The following is a 20,684-nucleotide window of genomic DNA, read 5'->3' on the forward strand; positions in this document are numbered from 1 at the left end:
TTGGCCCCTCCTCACCCTGGCCGCCTGCGCTGGCCAGGACGACGCCGCTTCCCAATTGGAAAAAGTTTCGTGCCCGGCTGGTCAGTCACTTTGGTACAGCGAGGCGGGTTGTGGCCCTGAGATCGCGCCGCACTGCATGGGTCCGCCTCCCCCCTGTGCGGATGCCTTCTGTTCATGCTCGGGCCAGACAGTCTACAGCTGTGGGGTCACCCGCGAGCCCCACCAGTACAAGGGCGCGTGCGCGAAATGAAATCGCGGCGCACACCGGCCTCTCCATGCCGGGCGAGCAGTGGCGGCTGGTGGTCGCGGAAACAAGCCTGGAAGGCGGGATAGAGTTCCACGTTGGTCCTCCTCCGCCTTGCCGCGGCGCATACAGGCAATGTCGAGTTCAGCCGCGTCCGGAGCCACGCCCGGGAAAGGTACCAGACGATTTGTAGTCGGCGAGATGTGGGAACGAGTCCTTTGACACCTTCCCCGGCCTTTCCCGGGCCGGAGCGCGCCGCCGCCAGCGGGGACGTCAGTACATGGCGCAGACGATGCCCACGCAGTCGCCCGCGGTGTTGCCGCGCGCGACGTTTCCGCCGCCGTCGAAGGCCGTGGGCGCGTAGATGCCGAAGCCCGCGTTGCCCAGGGCGAGGTTGTTGAGCACCGTGGGTATGCTGGGCGGCTGCACCCGGAGTCCATCGCCGTCGTTGGCCAGGAACTGATTGCCGCGGACGATGCCCGTGAGCGAGGTGTAAGGGAACCCCGCGCGGTCGGACAGGGTCAGGCCGCTCGCGTTGCCATAGAAGGTGTTGCCGTCGATGTAGATCGTCCCGGCCGCTGCCTCCAGCCCCGTACCGTTGCGGACGGCCAGGGTGTCGAGCATCGAGAGATTGAGCGGATTCCAGACCGGATCGGTGGCCGGCGCGAACGCGGCGTTGTTCGCGATGAGCGTGTTCTCGAACCGCATCTGCCTGCAAAGGCGGAAGCCGGGGTCATTGGGGATGCTGCCCACTGCGTCGTTCCACGCGATCGTGCTCGACCTGATGCGGATGTTGCTCTCCCAGCAGAGGAAGACGCGCCCATTGGACGTGAACGTGGAGTCGAGCACGTCGATGGAGTGGAAGTCCCCGAGCATCGCGGTCCCGTTGTGGGTGAAGAGGGATGACCGCACGTCGAAGTTGCCATTGGACGCATCGAACTCGCTGCTCAGCCCGCTCCCGTTCCCGTTCAGGCGTGAGTTCGTGATGAGGAAGTTCCCAGGGGAGGCCCGGTCGTAGACGCCGGCGCCGTTGTCGAGGAGCGCGAGCTCATGCAGCCGCACGTTCAGCGGGCCCGCGCCGATGGTGGTGGTGATGCCGCTGCCGAATCCCCGGACGGTGCCATTGCGCACCATCCGGCCCCTGGCGATCACGATGCCTTGTGAGTTCCTGTTCTCCGGGCCGGTGCGGCGGATGGTGTATCCGCCCAGGTCCAGGACGATGCCGTCGCCGTCGAGCTGGAGCGCGAAGGGCGCCGAGCTGGGGCAGTGGAGGTCGTGCGTCAGGCGCGTATGGGTGGTGAGGGTGTCACCGCACTGGACGGTAAGACCGGCGGTGAACGTCACCTCGCCATCCGCATCGGAAGGAGTCGCGCCACGGGCCTGGACGTCGGGCGCTCCCGTGAACAAGGTGGTCACAGCCAAGACCACGGTGAATCCACGTGTCTGCTTCATGCTGCCTCCTCGGGCCGGAGACGTCCAGCCACCGGAGCAAGAGGCTACAGTCACGGTGCCTCTCCCGGATTCCCGTCCACGGGTGTCAGCGCGCAGTCCGGAGCGCGACAGCGTGGAGGCGCCCAAGGGTGATTGCCTTGTAGCGGCGGATGATTTCGCGCGACGCGATGGCTCCTACGGAGTGAGGCTCAGCTTCTCCGCCGCCCGCGTGAAGACCGCGATCTCGGAGAAGGCATCCATGAGGAAAACACTCGTGCGAGTCATGACGTGCCCTCAACAGCCATCCAGTGCGAGAAACACTGGAGGGCCGGACATCGTGCGGCGAATCGCCGCCTGGAGGAGCGCCGATGGAGTCTTTGTACGTGCGCCAGTTTCAGGCGCCGGCGGTTGCCGGCTTGTGCTGCCGGGTCAACGCCAGCAGCATGAAAAGCGGGAGGAACGCCAGAAACAACGCTTGGGGCGCAACCCAATGCTCGAGCAGGCCGCCAAGCAGCCCGCCGAACACGCCGCCACTCGGGCCGGCCAACGCATTGATCGATGCCGCCTGGCTGAAACCAATCGTCTCGCCCAGCGCGGCAAACGCCGTGAGGTTGATGATCTGCAGCAGACCCAAGCCACACCCCAGCACCGACGCGAAAGCGCAGACCTCGGTGGCCGCATGTGACGTCGCCAGTCCGATCAGGGCACCCACGACCACGAACCCGCCGAGGCCGCGGCTTGCCCGTGGATGCCGAACCACAAGCGATCCGGCCGTCACCAGCGTGAAGACAAATGCCAGGCCCTGCGCGGCGACGGCAAAGCCGGCGGTGCGCTCGGGCAGATGCAGGTAGCGCACGACGATGATCACGATGTAGAACGCGAAGTAGGCATTCAGCGACTGGATCAAAAACTCCCAGCCCGCGACACGCCGCGCCGGCATCGACTTGAACAGTCGAGAGAGAGAGGTCCGGCCCCCGGTCTGGCCTCGCCTGGCCTCCGGTTGGCCCTTGCGGCCGATGCCCAGCAGGAACACCACGATGTTCGACGCGAATATGACCGCGGCGCCCCAGAAGGCAAACACCGGTCCTTGCCTGGGAAACAGGGCCGTGGCCAGAACTGCCCCGAGAAAGGTCATGCCGATCACGTGAGCGGCGCGAAACCAGCCCGCCCGTTGCCTGCCGAGCTCATGCAGGCGGCTCATGAAGATCGTATTGATCGACACGAAGCGCGGCGGCATGGCCAGGCTCGCCGCCGCGGTGAACAACAGCAAGGCCGGGAAGGTCGGCACCAGCGGCGTCAGCAAGCAGATGGCCATGCCCCAGGCCGACCCCAGGACGAAGACGAGTCGCACTCCGTACATGTCGACCCATCGGCCAGCCGACGTTGCCAGGACCAGCATCCCGACGCTTTGGGATACGGCCAATGCGGCAAGCCTCCAGCCGCTCGCCTCCATCTTTACCGCATACAGCGTCGTGATGACTCTGGAGTAGCCGATGCTCAAGCCCATCAGCAGAGACAGGCAAACAAGCCCGTGCAGGAAGCCGCGGCTGGCAGGGGTCTTCGGTGCGACCTGGACGCTCTGAGTGGACACGTCGATCCGTGGCGACTGGACGTTCATTGCACGTGCGGCCGACTCAGGGAACCGTCGACCGACACCGGCACGTCGCCCACGATCGTCACCCGTCTCATCACCCGCGTCCGATCGCCGTAGTCATTGATCGCGTAGTGCTGTGTGGAACGGTTGTCCCACATGGCCACATCGCCGGGGGCCCAACGCCATCGAATGGTGTTTTCCAGCCGTGTGACATGGGCCTGGAAGATCTCGTAGAGCCGGTCGGAGTCGTAGGTGTTGCAGTTGACGAAGCGCTGCGCGTAGTGGCCGAGGAGCAGGCTTTTCTCGCCCGTGTCGGGATGCACACGCACAACGGGGTGCTCGCTCTTGATCACCTGCGCGGCGTACTGCCGACGGTACCTTTTGGCGGTGTCGTCATGGAGCAGCTCCACCCGGCTGGCTGCGTAGTCGAAATCGTTGCCATGGACGGCCCAAAGTTTTTCAGCCAGCGCCTTGAGGTTGTCGGGCAGGTGCTCGTAGGCGGCGACCGTGTTCGCCCAGACGGTGTCACCACCCAGCTCGGGCAGAGTGACCGCGCGAAGAATGGAAAGCTTGGGTGGACGCAGATCGAACGTGACGTCGGTGTGCCACGAGTTGGCGCGCCCGCCCTTGTGGGAGTGGAGTTCCAGAATGGCCGGTTCTTCCTGGGCGGCGACCGTCGGATGACTCACGATTTCGCCAAAATTCCGGGCGAAATCCCAATGCGATTGATCGGTCATGTGTTGTTGATTCCTGAAAAACACCACGCGATATTTCAGCAGCATCCGTTGAATAAAGGCGGCATCCTCTTCGGGCATCCCGCCATGAATGAAGACACCGCGCAGCTCCGCGCCAAGGCTACCGGAAAGTGGCACGACCTGCACGGGCCCTTCTTTCTGAAGCGTCGTAAATTCTGTCATTCCCTAGCCCTCCCTATCGATGAATTATTTGTAGTGAAGCATCGGGGTCAATGCTTCATCGCATTTGGCTTTGATTGAAAAATCGCCCCCAGCATCGCCGCTTGATACCTTGTCTGCATGCATCATGTTTGAGGGCATTGGGTCGAAACAAGAGCAATGTTCTCATGTCACTCATAACAACCCATTATCGAACGTTGCACATCGCGGGATGCCTTGAACGCCTTCGATTCCAGGGGCAAGTCGGGCTGTATGAGGTTACCGGGCCTTGCTGGCGCCCAGCCTTTCGGTTTCTGCCTCTGAAGGCAAAGTCCAGGGTTGGATGGGGGCCACTACCACATGGGATCCAGGAGGCACCTTGCGTGTGTGTTCTTGCAGTCAGTCGACCGCTTTGTCGATATTGGGAAAGGTCGGCTTTTTGGCAGGCTCAATGTCCGGTGCACCGTACCTGACGGACGACGCAGCACCGCCGCACGTGGCGGCCCGACCATCCGCAACGCCATGCAGCGGAGGAGCGTGCCCCGTGAGCTCGCACGGCGCAAACCCATCCCCTGGGCCGGAGAGCGAGCGGCTCCGGAACGTGGCTCCCGGAGGGTCTTTCACACGGTGACGGCGCGGGTACTCACTTACTTGCTCGAGGATGCGCCGAGTTCCTCCAGCATCCTCGCGGTGTGGTCGTTCTTCGGGTTCAGCTCGAGGGACTTCTTGTAGCGGGTGATGGCCTCGTCCTTCCGGCCCACCTCGAGGTAGGCCTCCCCGAGGCTGTCGTGCGTGTTGGCGTCCTCGGGGTAGAGCTCGACGTTGGCCTCGAACACCTTCACGGCGTCGGCGACCTTGCCTCCCCTGAGCAACGAGTAACCGATGTCGTTGAGGATGCCGGAGGACAGCGTCTCTTCTGGGGCCGTGCGCCGCCGCTCCTTCAACCAAGCGATGGCGGCGTCCGTACCCTCGAGGCGCACCAGCAGGTCCGCCGTCATGGAGGGGCTGTCGGGCTCGGCGGTGAAGCCCTTCCAGCCGTACTCGGTGGCCACGCTGGCGGTGAGTCGCTCGAAGATTCGCCAGCCATCATCCGAGTTGGTCATGATGGCCACGCCGCTGCCCGAGTCGGCAAACGCCATGAGGAAGCACTTGAAGCCCTCGTTGCCTCCTCCATGACTGAACCACTCCTTGCCCGGGTGGAGCTGGAAGCCGAGCCCGAAAGACTCGGACTGCCGGGTGAGCATCTGCTTCGCCATCGACTGGGACAGCACGCGCTGGGACTCGCCGTTCCATGCCTTGGAGACCTCGAGGGCGATGCGCGCGAGGTCGGTGGGCGTCGTCCACAGGCCCGCGGCCGCCAGCTCCGGGTAGGTGTGCCAGCGGCCCTCGACGCTCGCGCCTCCCGAGCGCGTGCCGGTGGCGGCGAGGGGTTGCAGCTTCTTGGGCAGTGGCTGCTCGTAGGTGCTGTGCTTCAGGCCCAGGGGGGCGAGGACACCCTCCCGCATGATTCGCGGAAACGGCTGGTGGAGCTGGTCCATCAGCAGCTGCTGGACGATGAGCGTGCCTCCACCGCTGTAGCGCGTCAGCGTGCCGGGCACGGTGTCGACGCGCACGGGAGCGGAGTTCGCGGGCTTCTCGCCGTCGAGAACCTGCCGGAGCGTGGGCACGGGCTCGTTGGCCGCGTAGCCCTTGAAGCCATGGACCGTCGTCCCCGCGCTGTGGGAGAGCAGCCGGCGCAGGGTAACCTTCTGTTCCTTCGTGTATTCGTTGTCGGGCACCTTCCACGAAACGAGCTGGTCGTTGATGTTCCCGTCGAGCGACCACCCGAGCTTCTCGGCGTGGTGCAGCACCGCCAGGGTCGTCACGGGCTTGCTGATGGAGGCAGCCTGGAAGAGGGTGTTGGGGGTGACGGGGTCAGTGCCGCCGGACTGCTTCACGCCATGGCCTCTGGCCCAGACGAGCGATCCCTTGTCGAACACAGCGATGCTCAGTCCGGGAATCTTGTACAGCGCCATCCACTCCTGGAGGGAGAGGCGGCGGGTCTGCTCGCCGGGAAGGGCCACGGGGGAGAGTCCTGCCTCCACGCGGGCGATGCGCGCGGCCTCGGAGGGGCGGGCGAGCCATTGGGTGGTGGGTTTTCGCGTGTCGGCGGCCGTGAGGAGCGAGACGGCGGCGAGGGCGCAGAGGGTCGCGGAGGCGAGACGGGTCAGGGAGGTATGGCGCATGGCGAGCTTCCAAGAGGAGGGCTCGCGTGGAGCCCTTGGGGCGGAGAGCCTACGTCAAGCCTGAGGATCAAGTCGTACCCGGTGCTGCCCGTCACGCTCGGCTCGCCGGATGTGTCGCGCAGCAGGGTTTCATCCGAGGGCATCGCTTCCGTTTCCGCCGCCGAGCACTGACGGCGGGCTGGGGAGGTGTCAGGGCACGGTGACGGTGCACCGTCCCTGGGCCCCCCGGGTGAGATCCTCCGCCAGGGAGAGCAGCAGGCCGCGCGTCAGCGCCGAGCGCTCCTCTTCCGTCTGCTCTCCCTGGGTGAGCCAGCGCGCCATGCGTCCCAGGCTCGCCGGTGTCACGACCTGGAGCCGCACCGAGACCTCCACCGACCACGGAGACTCGCCCGCGGGCTCCTCGGTGAGCGTCCACGCCACCCGCTCCAGCTCCAACACGCCCGGTCCCGCGGCCAGGGTGTGCCCATCCAACGCCCAGCGCTGCTCTCGCGCCGAGTACGCCAGCACCAGGGTCAGCCGCGCCGTCTCCACCCGCTCGGCGAACCACCACGGCCGGTGGCGCAGCAGCGTCAGCTCCACCTCCAACCGCCCCGCAAGTCCCAGCCGCATCAACCGCTCCAACTCGGGCGCCACCAGCCCGAGCGCCTCGGACCGGGCCACCACGCGCCGCCCGGCCCGCGTCGCCACGCAGTCCACCCGGGGGCCCTCCTCCGCCCCCGCGCTCGTGGCGAGCAGTCCCACCACCGCCAGCCCCACTCCGAAGAGCCCCTTGCCGACGGTGTTCTTTCTCGAGCCCCTCGTGTTCATCAGAAGGGCCGTGAGAAGAGCAGCCGCACGTCGGGAAGGGCCGTGGCCCGCGCGTCCGTGCGCCACGCCACCGCCAGATGCACCCAGTCCCCGAAGTACACCTGCGCGCCCACGCCCAGGCGGGCCTTCATCCAGCCCTCCTGCTTCCGGTACACACTCCCCACGTCCGCGAAGGCCCCCACGAAGCCGAACCGGTACTCGCCGCTCGCCAGCAGCGAGGCGTCTCCCCGGAACTCCTTGAAGTCATAGCCGCGCAGCGCGCTCCAGCCACCCAGCCCCTCCTGCTTCTGCCGGGGCAGGTTCTCTCCACCCGCGCCGCGCAGGCGCAGCCGCAGCCCCTCGCGGTGTCCGGTCATCACGTACAGCACGTTGTCACTCACCACCCGCCAGAAGTCGAACCGGGTGTCTCCCCCCAGCTCGGGCTTGCCCACCTCCACCGTCAGCACGTGGCGCGACGCCGAGCGCTCCGCCCAACCCCCCGCGTGCCCGAGCAGGGAGAGCTCCGGAGCCCGGAAGAGCGAGCCCACGTCGCGGACGCGATCCGCGTCACTCGCGTACTCCAAGCGGCCCACCACCGAGGCCATCCGGCCCTCGTCCACCGCGGAATTGACGACGGGCGTCACGTCACGCGGCCAGAGGAGGTGGAGGGAAGGAGCGAGGCTCCGCTGCGAGGAATACGTGTCCCGGCGGTACTCCGCGCCGAACAGCCAACGCCACCCCAGTCGCCAGGTGGCCAGGGCCGTGTAGCCCCGGCGCCGGAAGTACTCCGCGTCCGGACGGTTGAGGAGGACGGAGTAGAGGGACGAGTCGATCAGTCCGATGCGCCAGCGATCGGCGCTATCCGTGAAGTCGTGCACCTGGAGGCCGAGCTCCGCCAGCCCCAGCGCCGGCACCTCCAACTTCGCTCCCACCAGCCAGGACATCTCGCGCTGGCGCGCCGTCTGCTCCGGATCTCCGGGGACGCGCTGGTTGCCCCACCGCAGGGGCAACGCCAGGGCCGCCTCCAGGGTGGGATGGACCCGGTCCCGTGCGTCCCACAGCTTCAGCGAGCCCCACAGCGCGGGCGCCAGGCCCGTGACCGGGGTGTGCAGGAGCGCCGGCCTCAAGGAGAGCTCCTGGCCCCGCGGGTGCACTCGCACCAGCACGCGGTTGCTCCGACGCGCGAAGTTCGGGGCTCCGTCCCGCTTCCGCCGGGAGCGGGCCCCCGACGTCTTCACCCGCGAGGGCCGCGGCCCCTCCCCGGGGCGGTAGTGACGCGTGCCATCCGCCTGGCGCACCTCCACGAAGCGGACCGACGTCCGCGGAAAGGCCTTCACCTCCTCCAGGGACAGGAAGGGCAGTCGCTCCTCGAGCCGGACCTCGGCGCGTTTGAGATCGCTGCGCAGCAGGGGATCCCCGGGCTGGATGCCCAGCGCCTCGCGGACCCGCGCCGCCACGTCCTCGTCCACGCCCTCCACCTCCACCGCATCCACGAACCCCGTGTCCACGCGGAGCACCAACTGGCCGTCCGGCGAGAGCGTGGCGTCGAGGCTCGCGAGGACATCGCCCCGGTCCCGGAGCCGCTCCACCACCCGCTTCAATCCCGCCGACAATCCCCTCCACGCGAACCCCGGATGGAACTGGCCCTCCGAGGACGAAGCCCACAGCCGGCCAGACCCGAACCCGATGCGCACGTCGACCGGGTCGTCCTCGTCTTCGTCTTCGTCTTCGTCTTCGTCCTCGTCTTCATTCTCATCCTCGTCGTCCGGACCCTGGCGAGGCAGCTGGAAGAGTTCATCCTCCAGGTCCTCGAGTTCCCCCTCGTTCACCCCCTCGATGACGACGCTCGTGATGAAGGGCTGCTCCTCGAGGCTCACCACCAACACCGGGGCCGTACCCTGCGCGAGCCTCACCGTGGAATCCACCTTCGAGAACAGTCCCGTGTGCGCGAGTCGCTGGACCAGGGCGCCCGCCTGGACCAAGGACAACAAGCCCTGGGGGGGAACATGCGCCAGTTCGCGCACCTGGGCCTCCGTGAGGTGCCGCAGCCCCTGGAACTCCACGGCCGCCAGCGCGTGCTCCTCGCCGTGGATGCTCGAGCGCGGCGCGGCGAGCACCTTGGCGTCCTCCCCGTCCCCGGTAGGGGACGACCCGGCGGAGGGCGGGGCCTGGAGCGGTGGAAGGGGCACGGGGGGCGCGGAAGACTCGGCGTTGTCCTGGGCCAGGGCCCCCGAGGGAAGCAGCGTGAGGAGGAGGAGGCGGTACGCGGTTCGGGTCATGAGGACAGGACTGAGCAGGAGGCGTTCCAACGCGAGGGAGCGCGCAACCCCGCGAAACCATGGCTCCCGCCGCGCGACGAGGATGTGGATTCCACATCATCGATGTGCCCGGGCGGATGTGCGGATGACATCCCGACGTCCCGGGTCACGGCGTGGAGAGACCGAGCGCCTTGGCGCGGCGGTAGAGGTTGCCCCGATCCATGCGCAGCAGGCGCGCGGCCGCGGCGATGCTGCCGCCCTCGTCCAGCGCGGCCTGGATGAGCGCGCGCTCGAAGTCGTCCACGTGCTCGCGGTAGCTCTTCTCGCCGGGCACCAACCGCCCGCGCCTGTCCGCCAGGGGCGTGGGGCCCGCGAGTTGCTCGGGCCGGAGCACGAGGGGGCCATCGCCCCGCAGCAGGTTCTGCCGCTCGATGAAGTTGCGCAGCTCGCGCACGTTGCCGGGCCAGGACCAGGCACGCAGGGCCTCCTCGGCGCCCGGGGCCAGCTCCAGGGGCGTGCGGGGCCCGGCGAGCTCCGCCGCGAAGGCCCGCGCCAACTGGAGGATGTCCTCGGGCCGCTCGCGCAGGGGCGGTAGGAGCAGCGGCAGCACGTTGAGCCGGAAGTAGAGGTCCTGCCGGAACCGCCCCTCGCGCACCGCCTGGGCCAGGTCCCGGTGCGTGGCGGCGAGGACGCGCACGTTCACCTCGATGGGGAGGCTGCCGCCCAGCCGCTCCACTTCCTTCGTCTCCAGCACGCGCAGCAGCTTGGCCTGGAGTTCCAGGGGCATGTCGCCCAACTCGTCCAGGAAGAGCGTGCCCCCGTGGGCCTGCTCGATGCGGCCGAGCCGGCGCGAGGTGGCGCCCGAGAACGCCCCGCGCTCGTGGCCGAACAGCTCGCTCTCCAACAGGGTGGAGGGGATGGCGGCGCAATTGACCGCGACGAGCCGGCCCTTGCGCCCCGAGGCCAGGTGGAGCGCCCGCGCCACGCGCTCCTTGCCCGTGCCCGTCTCGCCGGTGATGAGGATGGCGGTGTCGCTCGGGCCCACGCGGGCGATGAGCTGGCGCAGCGCCTCCATGGCCGGGCTGTCCCCCACGAGGTGGCCGGGCCGGGCCAGTTCCTCGCGCAGACGCTGCTGCTCCTCGCGCAGCTCGCCCAGGGCGAGCGCGTTGCGCAGCGCCGTGAGCAGCCGCTCGGGCGAGGGCGGCTTCTCCACGAAGTCGGTGGCGCCCAGCTTCAGGGCCTGGACGGCTTCCCCGGGAGACGCCTCGCCCGAGAGCACCACCACGGGCAGGGGCAGCGGCCGGGGCAGGCGCGCGAGCAGCTCCAGTCCCGTCTCCCCGGGCATGCGCAAATCCAGCAGCATCAACGCCGGCGGGGGGCCGGGGGCGTCCAGCAGGCGCGCGGCGTCGGCGGCCGAACGCGCCTCCACGGGCGAGAAGCCCTCGTCGGAGAGCAGGCCGCGCAGTCCCTTGAGGACGCCCGGATCGTCATCCACCAGGAGGATGCGCGGGCCGGGCACCGCGGGGCGTGGCATGGACGGAAGGGAAGGCACGGTGCCACTCTACTCCAGGGGCAGTTCCACCAGCGCGAGCGTGCCGCCCTCGGGCAGGGGCTCCAGACGCAGGGAGCCCCCGTGCTCGTGGGCGATCTTCTGGGCGATGGGCAACCCCAGGCCGCTGCCCTCGGGCTTGGTGCTGAAGAGGCCCCGGGTGAGGGCGTCCCCCTCGACCGCCCGGGCGATGCCCGCGCCCCCATCCCGGAGGAGCACCCGCAGGCGTGAGGGCTGGGTCTCGATGGACAACCGCACGGGCGCGGCCCCTGGGGAGGACGCCTCGAGGGCGTTCTTGAGGAGGTTGCCGAAGAGGCGGCGCAGCCCGTCGGGGTCGGCGGACAGGTGGGGCTCGGGGCCCGCGAGCAGCTCCACGGCGACGGGCGAGGTGGGCGCGTAGAGGGCGCACACCTCGGCGAGCAGGGGCCGCAGGGCGACGGGCTGGAAGCGCGGCGTGGGGAGGCGGGCGAAGTCGGAGAAGCTCCGGGTCATCCGCGAGAGCAGCTCCAGCTCCTCGTCCAGCAGCGCGACGGCCTCGGCGAGACGCGTGGCGTCGGGGGGCGCGTCCGCTCGCGACAGCCGGGCCAGGGCGAGCCGCATGGCGGTGAGGGGGTTGCGCAGCTCGTGGGCGAGCGCGCGCGCCACGTCCTGCCAGGCGGCGATCCGCTCGGAGGACTTGAGCCGCTCGCGCTGGGCGGCGAGTTCCTGACCCATGCGGTTGAACTGGACGAGGAGAAACTGGAGCTCATCGCGAGCCACGTCGGGAGCGGGCAACTGGCGCGAGAGGTCTCCTCGTGAATAGGCCCACATGCCCTGGGTGAGGATGGAGACGGGACGGGTGAGGGCTCGGCCGAGGAGCACGGCGGCCCCGGTGAGGGCGGCGGCCGAGACGAGCAGCAGGACTGCGAACAGCCGGGGCGTCCAGCGCACCAGGGAGCGCCGGGCCAGTTCCGCCTGGGCGAGGTTGAGCCGGGCCTCGTCGAGCGCGGCCTGGGACTGCTCGGCGGGCGTGGCTCCAGTGGAGAACGCCTCGAGCACCTGCTCCACGGGGGCCAGCGAGATGGACAGCAGCACCTCGAGCCCCTGCCACATGAGGACACCGAGTGCCACGAGCGGCACCAGGCCCGTGAGGAGCATGACGGTGAGCAGCTGGCGGCGGAAGCGGGCGGGAGGGGGCACCGGGTCCTGGACTTGAATCGCCATACGGCCGTGTAGCTGGCTTGGGCGGGGTGCGTCCACACCACGGGCGGGGCGAGCCGGGGCTCAGTGCACCGAGCCCCGTGCCGGGTGACGACACGCGCCCTACCGCCCCCGGATGATTGCGAAGGTCTCTCGAATATCCTCGATGTATGCTCCCGGATTCTCCCAGGGGCCGAAGTGACCGCCACGCTCGTGGACCTTGATGTTCACCGGGTTGAACCAGTTGCTGGTGGGACCCGAACGGAACATCTCGACGCGGTTCTCCTTCGTCGCTCCGGGAGGGTAACTCTCACTCAGCAGGAACGTGAAGCCCGCGGGCGTCTCGATCTGAGGTCGGCGATCGTGCGATGGCTTCCATTTATAGAGATTGGCATTCTTGTACGCCCGGATCGATGACCCAATCGTCTGCGTCACCCAGTAAATCGTCGCGTGGGTGAGCACCTCATCCTTCGAAAAGCGATCCTCGAGTTCGACGTGATGGTCAGTCCAGCTGTGCCACCGCTTGAGAAGCCAGGCGAGCAGGCCCGCCGGAGAATCATTGAGGCCGTGCGTGATGGTCTGGCCGTCGAGCATGTGCACGGCGACGTGCGAAACGAGAGTGTCCTGGAATCGGAGAATGGCTTGCCGAAGCGGCTCGGGCGTGCCCGAGGGGATCCTCTGCCCCCCAGTGAGATCCCAAGGCCGCTCGTCGTCCATGAAATAGGCCGGGATCAGATCGTGGCCAAGGTGAATCCCAAAGAGTGACGATGCGTATTTGTGGCCAAGCTGACTCGAAATCAGCGCGCCATAGTCGCCGCCGCTTGCCGCATATCTCTCGTAGCCGAGGTACCTGGTCATGAGCGTGTGGAAGAGGTCCGCCATCTTCCAGTGGTTGAGATCGCCACGACCTACCGGTGCCGAGAAGCCAAAGCCAGGCAGCGATGGAACAATGACGTCGAAGGAATGGCGGGGATCTCCACCGAACGATGCTGGATCGGACAGCGGCCTGATGACATCCCGCCACATCCAGAACGTCCATGGCCAGCCGTGCAGGAGCAGGATCGGCGTCGGCGACGGCCCTCGCCCCTTCTCGTAGATGAAGTGCACCGGCGTTCCGTCAATCTCGACGCGATACTGATTGAAACCGTTCATCGCCGCCTCGGCCGTGCGCCAGTCGAAGCGATCGCGCCAATGCTCGATGAAGGGTTTCAGATAGGCCGTGCTGAGACCATACTTCATGTCGTCATTATCGAGATCGGGTGCGAATCTCGTATTCGAAAGACGCTGCCGCAAGTCGGACAAAACTTCGTCACCAACATCGATCCGGAAGCGAAAGTCTTCTAGCGAACGCATAACCATTCTCCGAATTTGGGTTCCGTCGGTCTCACCCGGCACGCTCAGAGCGTCAAACCGCCATCGAGCGTCAGGCTGGCACCGGTCATGTAGCCAGCCTCGTCACGGGCGATGTATGCGATCAGCCCAGCGATCTCGTCCCGGTGCGCGACGCGCTTGAGCGGACTCATTTTCGACAGCATCTCGATGGCGCCCGCGTTCATGTCGGTGTCGGTCGGTCCCGGCTGGACGTTGTTGACGGTAATGCCGCGCGGGGCGAGGTCGAGGGCGATGCCCTTCACCATCGCCGCGACCGCCGCCTTGGTCAGTTGATAGACGCTCGAGCCGGGGCTGCCAGTGCGGATCGCCACGTTGCTGCCGATGGTGATCACGCGACCGCCATCCTTCAAATGGGGGACGGTCGCTTGGATCGCGAGATAGACGCCACGCACGTTCACGTTGAGCATCAGGTCCAGCTCCTCGAGCGCGACCGCGTCGATCGTCGCCATGCGGAAGATGCCGGCATTGACGACAACGACGTCGATTCGACCATACCGCTCGACGGCCTTCACCACTGCCGCACGGAGCTGGCTCGCGTCAGCGCTGTCCGCCTTGATCGCCAGGGCGTCGCCGCCCTCAGCGGTGATCGCGCTCACCAGTTCGTTCGCCTTGTCCTCACGCGACACGTAGGTAAACGCCACCGCATGGCCGTCCTTCGCGAGTCGCGAGACGGTCGCAGCACCGATTCCACGCGAGCCCCCGAAGACCAGCGCAACCTTGCCCGAAGCATCACTCATCGCCATTCTCCTTTATTGACAGATCAGTCCATAACTGGCCAGCCGCGATTCGGCACCTCATTGGCCAGGCCATGTCTCTACTTCGCCCGGAGGCGATCCACTGTGAAACGTGCCAGGCCGTGGAGGTCATCGGCCCCAGCCCCACCTCGGGCCGCCACCTGCAGGCCCGTCATCGTCATCTGGATGAAGGAGGCCGCCTCCGCGGGCTCCAGGCTACCGTCTATTTCACCCTTCGCCTGGCCTTCGCGTATCCGTTGCACCAGACGCGCGTGCAACACGGGGGCGATCTTTTCCCGCATTTCGATGAGCTCGGGGTCCGTCGTCCCGAACTCGCCCACCGACCCGACGCCCATGCAACCGAGGCTGCGCCGCGCGTCGTCCTCCGGCACCAGCCCGATCAGAAGGTCCAGGATGCCGTCAAGTGGCGACGTCGGGGACGTCAACCGCGCGAGATGCCCGCTCGTCGTGTTGCGCTGATAGGCGCGCAGCGCCTCGAGGTAGAGCTGACGCTTGTCACCGAAGGCGTTGTAGAGGCTCTGTCGACCGATCCCCATCGCGTTCAGCAGATCGTCGGTCGAGGTCGCCGCGAAGCCCTTCGACCAGAATACGTCGATGGCCTTCTCCAAGGCGACGTCCCTATCGAATTCCCGTGGCCTGACCATGACCGTGATATAAGGGTTATGGACTGACCTGTCAACAACCCATTTCTCGGCCTCCCAGCTCCAGCATCTGCTTGACGAGGTGAAGCAGGACACTTTGGGAGCGAGACCATGAAGGCATGACACAACACGAAGTTCTCTTTCCTCCGCAGCTTCGGCGCCCTGCTCGCCTTGTCCCTGGCGACGGCCTGCCAACTCGGACCCGAGCCCGCGCAGCTCTCGCTGAAAATGGAGCGCAGGAGGGAGAGCAGCCCTTCATCGAGTCGCCCGTCGAATACGGCGTGACGCCGGCGTGAGCCTGCCCCGTTTCGTTGGCTTTCTGGTGCACCGTACTGGGCGGACGACGCAGCACCGCCGCGCGTGGCTGTCCGACGACCGCTGCCAACGTCAGGAGGGCGTGTCTCCCCGCTCGCATCCCACCCGTCAACCACTCAGGGGGTAGCGCGCGCCCGGCCCGCCTTCACCGTCTCCCGGCCGATGGAACAGGCGGGCCGCAGCAGGCACCGGGCACAGTTCTCCCGCACGGGCCTGGTGGGACACACCCCGCTCATGCCGTAGTGACACAGGGCGAAGTCGAAGCGCACAGGGTCCTCGGCGTCGAGCACGCGCAGCGAGGCCGTCACCTCCTCGGCGGTGCGCCAGCTCAGGTCATTGCGGCGGGTGAGCCCCAGGTGCTTGGAGATGCGGCCGATGTGCGTATCCAGGGGAATGAGCAGCGCCGAGGGCCGCACCCGCTTCCAGATGCCCAGGTCCACCCCATCCGGCCCGCGCACCATCCAGCGCAGGTAGAGGTTGAGCCGCTTGGCCGCGCCCGCCCCGAGCGGCGAGGGCAACAGGTGCTGCAAGCCACGCTCGGGGCCCAGGGCCCGGCGCAGGGGCTCCATGGGCACGTCCCGCAGGGCCGTGGTGAACGCGTCCAGCGCGCCATGCCAGGAGCCGCGGGTCTCCAGACCCTGGACGAACAGGGCCTCCAGGCTCCCGTGCTCCCGCAGGGCCCGGCCCATCCCCAACAGGAGCACCGCCACGTCCGTGCCCACGTTGAAGCGGTAGACGAAGCCGCCGAGCAGCTCGCGTGCCCCCGCCACGTCCAGTTCACGCACGAAGGCCGCCGGAGAGCGCCCCATGCGCTGGAGCAGGGCGTCCACCTTGGGCCGGAACAGGTCCGCGCGCCCGTAGGCCAGGGCCGCCGCCAGCAGTCCGGCCACCTCGATGTCCCGTGGGTTCTCGTAGCGGCGCGGAAACTCCAGCGGATCGAACGCGATGCGCGCCCGGCTGTCCGTGGAGGCCATGAAGGACGTCAGGCACGGCAGCAGACGCCGCGCGTCACTGGGGCTCAGGCCGGTGGAGGGGGAGGAGCGCGGGGGCATGGACGACCCTGTCAGCGAGTCAGCTCGCGCACCGCGTGACCCAGCTCGGGGAGGATGAGCTTGTGCATCCCCAGCCGCACCGCCTGGGGCGAGCCCGGGAGCGCGAAGAGGATCATCCCCTGGTACGTGCCCGCCGTGGCGCGCGACATCATCGCCGGGCTGCCGATCTCCTGGTACGACAGCATCCGGAACAGCTCGCCGAAGCCCGGCAGCGTCTTCTCGAACAACGCCTGCAGCGTCTCCACCGTGCTGTCGCGGCGTCCAATCCCCGTGCCCCCCGTGAAGAGCACAACCCGCGCGCCCGCCTCGCGGGCCTCGGCCACCGTGGCGCGGATCGCCTCGGGCTCGTCCGGGATGACCTTGTAGCCACTCACCGTGTGGCCCTCGGCCTCCAGCACCTCGCGCAGCACCCGGCCGCTCTCGTCCCGCGCCGCGTTCCGGCTGTCCGAGCACGTCACCACGAACGCACTCACGTGCACTGGCGCGTGCGCCTTGTGCTCCCGTGCCGCTTTCGACTCGTGCCCGGAGTCATGGGCGTGCTCGTGCCCGTGCCCATGCTCATGCCCGTGGTGGTCATGGTGATGGTCATGACCATGCTCATGACCATGGTGGTGATGCTTGGGGTCGTGCTCGTGTCCCTCGTGTGCCATCTGTTCTCCTAGAGATCCTTCTCGGACAGCTCGATGAGCAGCTCACCGTTCTCGACCGCGATCGACATGGTGGGCTGGTCGTCGCACACGCCCGGCGAGGTCTCGTTCTTGCCCGTGTCCATGTCGAAGCCCACCTCGTGGCAGGGACAGATGACCCTGTTGCCCTCGATGCGTCCGCCGGACAACAGGCAGCCGGCATGGTTGCACCAGTCGTCCAGCCCCTTGTAGCGCCCGTCGATGCGGGCCACGCACAGGTTGCGCTTGCCCACCTCGTAGCCCCGCATCTCCTGTTCGGCGAAATCCGCCGGTCCGAGCTTGATCTTCATCGGCTCCATTCCTCGTGACTTCCTGGAAACAGCATCGGAGGTTCTTTACCCTGGTTCGGCGCGGACGCGGGAGGGTCTTGCGTGAGTCCCCGAGGAGCAGGGAGCGGAGCAAGCCCCTCGGGAACCCGGAGTCCCGCTCCCCTCCCCCACCGTCCTCGCGTTTAAGCTCGCCTGCACCCTCGTTCCATGGGCATTACCTTTTCCCCGTGAAGCCGCCCGATAAAGCCACCGTCATCCAGGTCCTCCGGGACATCTCGCTCCTCCTCCAGATGAAGGGGGAGAACCCCTTTCGCAGCCGCGCCTATGACAGCGCCGCCGATCGCCTCGCGGGCCTCTCCGAGGACCTGGGCGCCCTGCTGCGCGACGGCCGGCTCCAGGAGCTGCCGGGAATCGGCCAGGCCATCGCCGACAAGGTGTCCGAGCTGCTGACCACGGGCCGGCTCGCCTCCTACGAGGCGCTGCGCGCCGAGCTGCCCGCGGGAGTGCTGGAGCTCGTGCGGGTGCCGGAGTTGGGGCCGAAGAAGGCGGTGCTCCTCGCCCGGCAGCTCGGAGTGGACAGCGTGGACGCGCTGGAGAAGGCCTGCCGCGAGGGCCGTGTGCGCCAGGTGGCTGGCTTCGGGGAGAAGAGCGAGGCCAACCTGCTCGCGGGCATCGAGCTGTACCGGCGCTCCAACAACCCCCGGCGCCTGCTGGGCGAGGTGCTGCCCGTGGCCGAGCGCCTGCTCGCCTCCGTGCAGACCCTGCCGGGCGTCATCCGCGCGAGCGTCGGGGGCAGCCTGCGCCGGCGGGCGGAGACCGTGGGGGACGTGGACCTCATCGCCTCGGCGGCCGGGGCCAGCGCCGTGTTCGACGCCTTCTGCGCCGCGCCCGAGGTGGCGCACGTCATCGGCCGGGGCGAGAGCAAGTGCTCGGTGCGGCTGCACGAGAAGGATCTCCAGGTGGACCTGCGCGTCCTGCCCGACGAGGACTTCGCCACCGCCCTGCACCACTTCACCGGCTCGCGCGCCCACCACGTGCGCCTGCGGGGGCTGGCCCAGGAGCGGGGGCTGAAGATCTCCGAGTGGGGGGTACACCGCGCCGATGGCACCAAGCTGCACGTGCCCGACGAGGCCGCGCTCTACCGGTTGCTCGACATGCAGTACATCCCCCCCGAGTTGCGCGAGGACACGGGGGAGATCGAGGCGGCGCTCGCGGGGAAGCTGCCCGAGGACCTGGTCACCTGGGAGGATCTCCAGGGCGCGGTGCATGCCCACAGCACCTGGTCGGACGGGAAGAACTCCCTGGAGGAGATGGCGCGCGCGGCCCAGGCCCTGGGGCTCAAGTTCCTCACGGTGACCGAGCACAGCCAGGCGTCCATCTACGCCGGAGGGCTCAAGGAGGATGACCTGCGCCGGCAGTGGGAGGAGATCGACCGCGTCAACGACTCCGTGAAGGGCGTGCGGCTGCTCAAGGGCATCGAGGTGGACATCCTGGAGAGCGGCGCGCTCGACTACACCGACGCCGTGCTCGAGCAGCTGGAGGTGGTCATCGGCTCCGTCCACGTGCGCCACGGCATGGACGAGGATCAGATGACGCGCCGGTTGCTCAAGGCGTTCGACAACCCGCACCTGCACATCCTCGGACACCCCACCGGGCGGATGCTCCCGAGCCGCGAGCCCTACCCCCTGCGCATGGAGGAGGTGCTCGACAAGGCGGCCGAGCGGGGCGTGGTGGTGGAGGTCAACGGCAAGCCGGAGCGGCTGGACCTGAAGACCGAGCACGTGCGGATGGCGCTCGAGCGCGGGGTGAAGCTGGTGGTGAGCTGTGACGCGCACCGGGCGGTGGACCTGGGCAATCTGGCCTTCTCCCTGGGCACCGCGCGCCGGGGGTGGGCCCGCCGGGGTGATGTCCTCAACACCCTGTCCGCCGAGCAGTTCATCGCCACTCTGCGCAAGCAGCGCGCCGCGTGATGGGGTGCTAGGCTCCCGGGCGTCGTGACGCGCCTCCTGCCCCTCGTCCTCGCCCTCGTCTCCGCCGGTGCCCTCGCCGCGGAGAAGCCGACCCGTGCCGATCTCCAGAAGACCCTGGCGCTCTATGAGCGCTCGGTGGTGAAGGTGCGGGGCGGGCGCGGCGCGGGACCGGGCATCATCGTGGGCGCCGAGGGCCAGGTGCTCACCTCCGTGCGCCACGTCGACCTGGAGGCCGCGCGGGTGGAGTTCGCGGGCCAGAGCCTGCCGGCCACGGTGGTGCTCGCCAACGCGATGCTCAAGGTGGCCGTCGTCGCCGCGCCCACGGGCAACTACCCCGCCGTGCCCGTGCAGGTGTCCGCCGCGAGCCCCGCGGGCCAGTGGCTCATCGGCGTGGTGCCGGGCAAGGGCCGCAGGCAGGACACCCCCACCGCGGGACTGGCGCGCGAGGCCCCCGAGCCCTTCATCGACGTGGACGTCGCGCTGCCTCCGGGCAGCCCCCTCTTCGACACCCGGGGCCGGCTGGTGGCGGTGTCCGTGCAGCGCAAGGGGCGCGGCTGCCGGGCGCTGCCCCTGGACGCCGTCAAGCAGCAGCTCGTCACCCGGGTGGCCACGCCGTGAGTGCCTCCGTGACGGCTGCCTGGCGGCCCACCGCCGTCCAGGAGGTGCTCGGCCTGTGGGGCCTGGGCTTCCTGGGCATCATCGTCTCCTTCCTGCTGTTCGGCGGCACGGGCGTGCCCAAGCTGGTGGCCACGGTGGGCTTTCTCTACCTGCCGCTCATCCCCATGCGCTGGCGCGGCGAGGACTACCGCGACTACGGGCTGTCCACGCGCACCTGGCGCCAGGACGTGCGCCTCTTCCTGGGAATGAGCCTGGTGGTGTTCCCGCTCTTCTTCGGGCTCTTCGCGCTGTGGACGGAGGTGCTCCCGCTGCTCCCCACGGAGCTCGCGCGGCTGCTCGCGCCCTTCCGGGGCCCGGCGCACTTCACTCCCCGGCTGCCCCCACGCTTCGGGGAGTGGGTGGTGGATCAGCTCTTCGTCGTGGCCCTGCCCGAGGAGTTCTTCTACCGGGGCTACATGCAGGCGCGCCTGCGTGATGCCTGGCCCCAGGGGCGGCGCGTGTTCGGCGTCCGGCTGGGGCCCGCCTTCTGGCTCACCGCGCTGCTCTTCGCGCTCGGGCACCTGGCCATCTTCCAGGTGTGGCGCCTGTCCGTCTTCTTCCCCGCCCTGCTCTTCGGGTGGATGCGCGAGCGCACCGGCAGTGTCGTGGGCGCGGCCCTCTTCCACGCCGCCGCCAACCTCTTCGTGCGCTGCCTCGAAGTGTCCTTCTTCGGCGGGTAACAGACCCTCCAACCCCTTGAAACCACTGGGTTTTAACCAGAATGAACGTTTGACACGCCCGTTTCAAAGTGTCTAACATCCGGGCGTTTTTCCGAGCGTGGGGGCACC

18 protein-coding genes are annotated in these 20,684 nt (G+C 68.2%); 4 read left to right on the top strand and 14 right to left on the bottom strand.

What is annotated here, in order from left to right:
- Positions 1 to 517: 517 nt before the first annotated feature.
- From D187_RS08220 to D187_RS08280, 13 genes are all read right to left on the bottom strand, one after another.
- The gene (locus D187_RS08220; RefSeq protein WP_002627351.1) at positions 518 to 1,696 is read right to left on the bottom strand and encodes a right-handed parallel beta-helix repeat-containing protein; all 1,179 of its coding nucleotides are present in this window, start codon (positions 1,694 to 1,696) and stop codon (positions 518 to 520) included.
- 373 nt (positions 1,697 to 2,069) lie between these two features.
- Positions 2,070 to 3,293: an MFS transporter gene (locus tag D187_RS08225; protein WP_043428906.1), complete on the bottom strand. Its 1,224-nt coding sequence runs from the start codon at positions 3,291 to 3,293 to the stop codon at positions 2,070 to 2,072.
- Entirely contained in the window at positions 3,290 to 4,186 is an 897-nt protein-coding gene (locus D187_RS08230; RefSeq protein WP_002627353.1) for a TauD/TfdA dioxygenase family protein, read from the bottom strand. Before D187_RS08230 ends, D187_RS08225 begins: the two co-directional genes overlap by 4 nt.
- 623 nt (positions 4,187 to 4,809) lie before the next feature.
- Positions 4,810 to 6,387 carry a serine hydrolase gene (locus D187_RS08235; protein ID WP_002627354.1) on the bottom strand — a complete coding sequence of 526 codons (1,578 nt, stop codon included), beginning with the start codon at positions 6,385 to 6,387 and terminating at the stop codon, positions 4,810 to 4,812.
- A gap of 189 nt (positions 6,388 to 6,576) precedes the next feature.
- Positions 6,577 to 7,194 carry a DUF4390 domain-containing protein gene (locus D187_RS08240; protein WP_002627356.1) on the bottom strand — a complete coding sequence of 206 codons (618 nt, stop codon included), beginning with the start codon at positions 7,192 to 7,194 and terminating at the stop codon, positions 6,577 to 6,579.
- A complete protein-coding gene (locus D187_RS08245; RefSeq protein WP_002627357.1) occupies positions 7,194 to 9,452 on the bottom strand; it encodes a BamA/TamA family outer membrane protein in 2,259 nt (752 codons plus the stop codon). Before D187_RS08245 ends, D187_RS08240 begins: the two co-directional genes overlap by 1 nt.
- A 145-nt stretch (positions 9,453 to 9,597) precedes the next feature.
- Entirely contained in the window at positions 9,598 to 10,983 is a 1,386-nt protein-coding gene (locus D187_RS08250) for a sigma-54-dependent transcriptional regulator (RefSeq protein WP_002627358.1), read from the bottom strand.
- A 9-nt stretch (positions 10,984 to 10,992) separates the two neighbouring features.
- Entirely contained in the window at positions 10,993 to 12,183 is a 1,191-nt protein-coding gene (locus D187_RS08255) for a sensor histidine kinase (RefSeq protein ID WP_002627359.1), read from the bottom strand.
- A gap of 99 nt (positions 12,184 to 12,282) precedes the next feature.
- Positions 12,283 to 13,512, bottom strand: a complete 1,230-nt coding sequence (locus D187_RS08260) for an epoxide hydrolase family protein (protein ID WP_002627360.1) — start codon at positions 13,510 to 13,512, stop codon at positions 12,283 to 12,285.
- 44 nt (positions 13,513 to 13,556) lie between these two features.
- Positions 13,557 to 14,288: an SDR family NAD(P)-dependent oxidoreductase gene (locus D187_RS08265; protein WP_002627361.1), complete on the bottom strand. Its 732-nt coding sequence runs from the start codon at positions 14,286 to 14,288 to the stop codon at positions 13,557 to 13,559.
- Positions 14,289 to 14,365: 77 nt separating this feature from the next.
- Positions 14,366 to 14,914: a TetR/AcrR family transcriptional regulator gene (locus tag D187_RS08270; protein WP_002627362.1), complete on the bottom strand. Its 549-nt coding sequence runs from the start codon at positions 14,912 to 14,914 to the stop codon at positions 14,366 to 14,368.
- A gap of 464 nt (positions 14,915 to 15,378) precedes the next feature.
- The gene (locus D187_RS08275; RefSeq protein WP_020917876.1) at positions 15,379 to 16,314 is read right to left on the bottom strand and encodes a TIGR02757 family protein; all 936 of its coding nucleotides are present in this window, start codon (positions 16,312 to 16,314) and stop codon (positions 15,379 to 15,381) included.
- A gap of 11 nt (positions 16,315 to 16,325) precedes the next feature.
- Positions 16,326 to 16,793 (bottom strand): MogA/MoaB family molybdenum cofactor biosynthesis protein, encoded by a 468-nt coding sequence (locus D187_RS08280; RefSeq protein ID WP_020917877.1) that lies wholly within the window; start codon positions 16,791 to 16,793, stop codon positions 16,326 to 16,328.
- Positions 16,794 to 16,799: 6 nt separating this feature from the next.
- Here D187_RS08280 and D187_RS57605 point away from each other — a divergent pair, with 6 nt between their 5' ends.
- Positions 16,800 to 16,976, top strand: coding sequence for a hypothetical protein (locus D187_RS57605; RefSeq protein ID WP_245591648.1), 177 nt, complete (start codon positions 16,800 to 16,802; stop codon positions 16,974 to 16,976).
- Here D187_RS57605 and D187_RS08285 read toward each other — a convergent pair.
- Complete coding sequence (locus D187_RS08285) at positions 16,973 to 17,290, bottom strand: Rieske (2Fe-2S) protein (protein ID WP_043429041.1); 318 nt, start codon at positions 17,288 to 17,290, stop codon at positions 16,973 to 16,975. The two genes, D187_RS57605 and D187_RS08285, sit on opposite strands and share 4 nt — an antisense overlap.
- A 206-nt stretch (positions 17,291 to 17,496) precedes the next feature.
- On the opposite strand from D187_RS08285, the gene polX reads away from it, so the two are divergent.
- From polX to mrtX, 3 genes are read left to right on the top strand one after another with little or no spacing between them, the layout of a single operon-like run.
- Positions 17,497 to 19,239, top strand: a complete 1,743-nt coding sequence (gene polX / locus D187_RS08290) for a DNA polymerase/3'-5' exonuclease PolX (RefSeq protein ID WP_002627367.1) — start codon at positions 17,497 to 17,499, stop codon at positions 19,237 to 19,239.
- 24 nt (positions 19,240 to 19,263) lie between these two features.
- Positions 19,264 to 19,857: an MXAN_2756 family trypsin-like serine endoprotease gene (locus D187_RS08295; protein ID WP_002627368.1), complete on the top strand. Its 594-nt coding sequence runs from the start codon at positions 19,264 to 19,266 to the stop codon at positions 19,855 to 19,857.
- Positions 19,854 to 20,576 (top strand): myxosortase MrtX, encoded by a 723-nt coding sequence (mrtX, locus tag D187_RS08300; RefSeq protein ID WP_002627369.1) that lies wholly within the window; start codon positions 19,854 to 19,856, stop codon positions 20,574 to 20,576. Before D187_RS08295 ends, mrtX begins: the two co-directional genes overlap by 4 nt.
- Positions 20,577 to 20,684 lie beyond the last annotated feature (108 nt).

The organism is Cystobacter fuscus DSM 2262, assembly GCF_000335475.2.
Taxonomy (GTDB): Bacteria; Myxococcota; Myxococcia; order Myxococcales; family Myxococcaceae; genus Cystobacter; species Cystobacter fuscus.

What these genes read in the sequence shown, in the direction of transcription:
- D187_RS08220 (WP_002627351.1), bottom strand. Translation starts at nt 1,696, where the DNA reads ATGAAGCAGACACGTGGATTCACCGTGGTCTTGGCTGTGACCACCTTG.
- D187_RS08225 (WP_043428906.1), bottom strand. Translation starts at nt 3,293, where the DNA reads ATGAACGTCCAGTCGCCACGGATCGACGTGTCCACTCAGAGCGTCCAG.
- D187_RS08230 (WP_002627353.1), bottom strand. Translation starts at nt 4,186, where the DNA reads ATGACAGAATTTACGACGCTTCAGAAAGAAGGGCCCGTGCAGGTCGTG.
- D187_RS08235 (WP_002627354.1), bottom strand. Translation starts at nt 6,387, where the DNA reads ATGCGCCATACCTCCCTGACCCGTCTCGCCTCCGCGACCCTCTGCGCC.
- D187_RS08240 (WP_002627356.1), bottom strand. Translation starts at nt 7,194, where the DNA reads ATGAACACGAGGGGCTCGAGAAAGAACACCGTCGGCAAGGGGCTCTTC.
- D187_RS08245 (WP_002627357.1), bottom strand. Translation starts at nt 9,452, where the DNA reads ATGACCCGAACCGCGTACCGCCTCCTCCTCCTCACGCTGCTTCCCTCG.
- D187_RS08255 (WP_002627359.1), bottom strand. Translation starts at nt 12,183, where the DNA reads ATGGCGATTCAAGTCCAGGACCCGGTGCCCCCTCCCGCCCGCTTCCGC.
- D187_RS08260 (WP_002627360.1), bottom strand. Translation starts at nt 13,512, where the DNA reads ATGCGTTCGCTAGAAGACTTTCGCTTCCGGATCGATGTTGGTGACGAA.
- D187_RS08265 (WP_002627361.1), bottom strand. Translation starts at nt 14,288, where the DNA reads ATGAGTGATGCTTCGGGCAAGGTTGCGCTGGTCTTCGGGGGCTCGCGT.
- D187_RS08275 (WP_020917876.1), bottom strand. Translation starts at nt 16,314, where the DNA reads ATGCCCCCGCGCTCCTCCCCCTCCACCGGCCTGAGCCCCAGTGACGCG.
- D187_RS08285 (WP_043429041.1), bottom strand. Translation starts at nt 17,290, where the DNA reads ATGAAGATCAAGCTCGGACCGGCGGATTTCGCCGAACAGGAGATGCGG.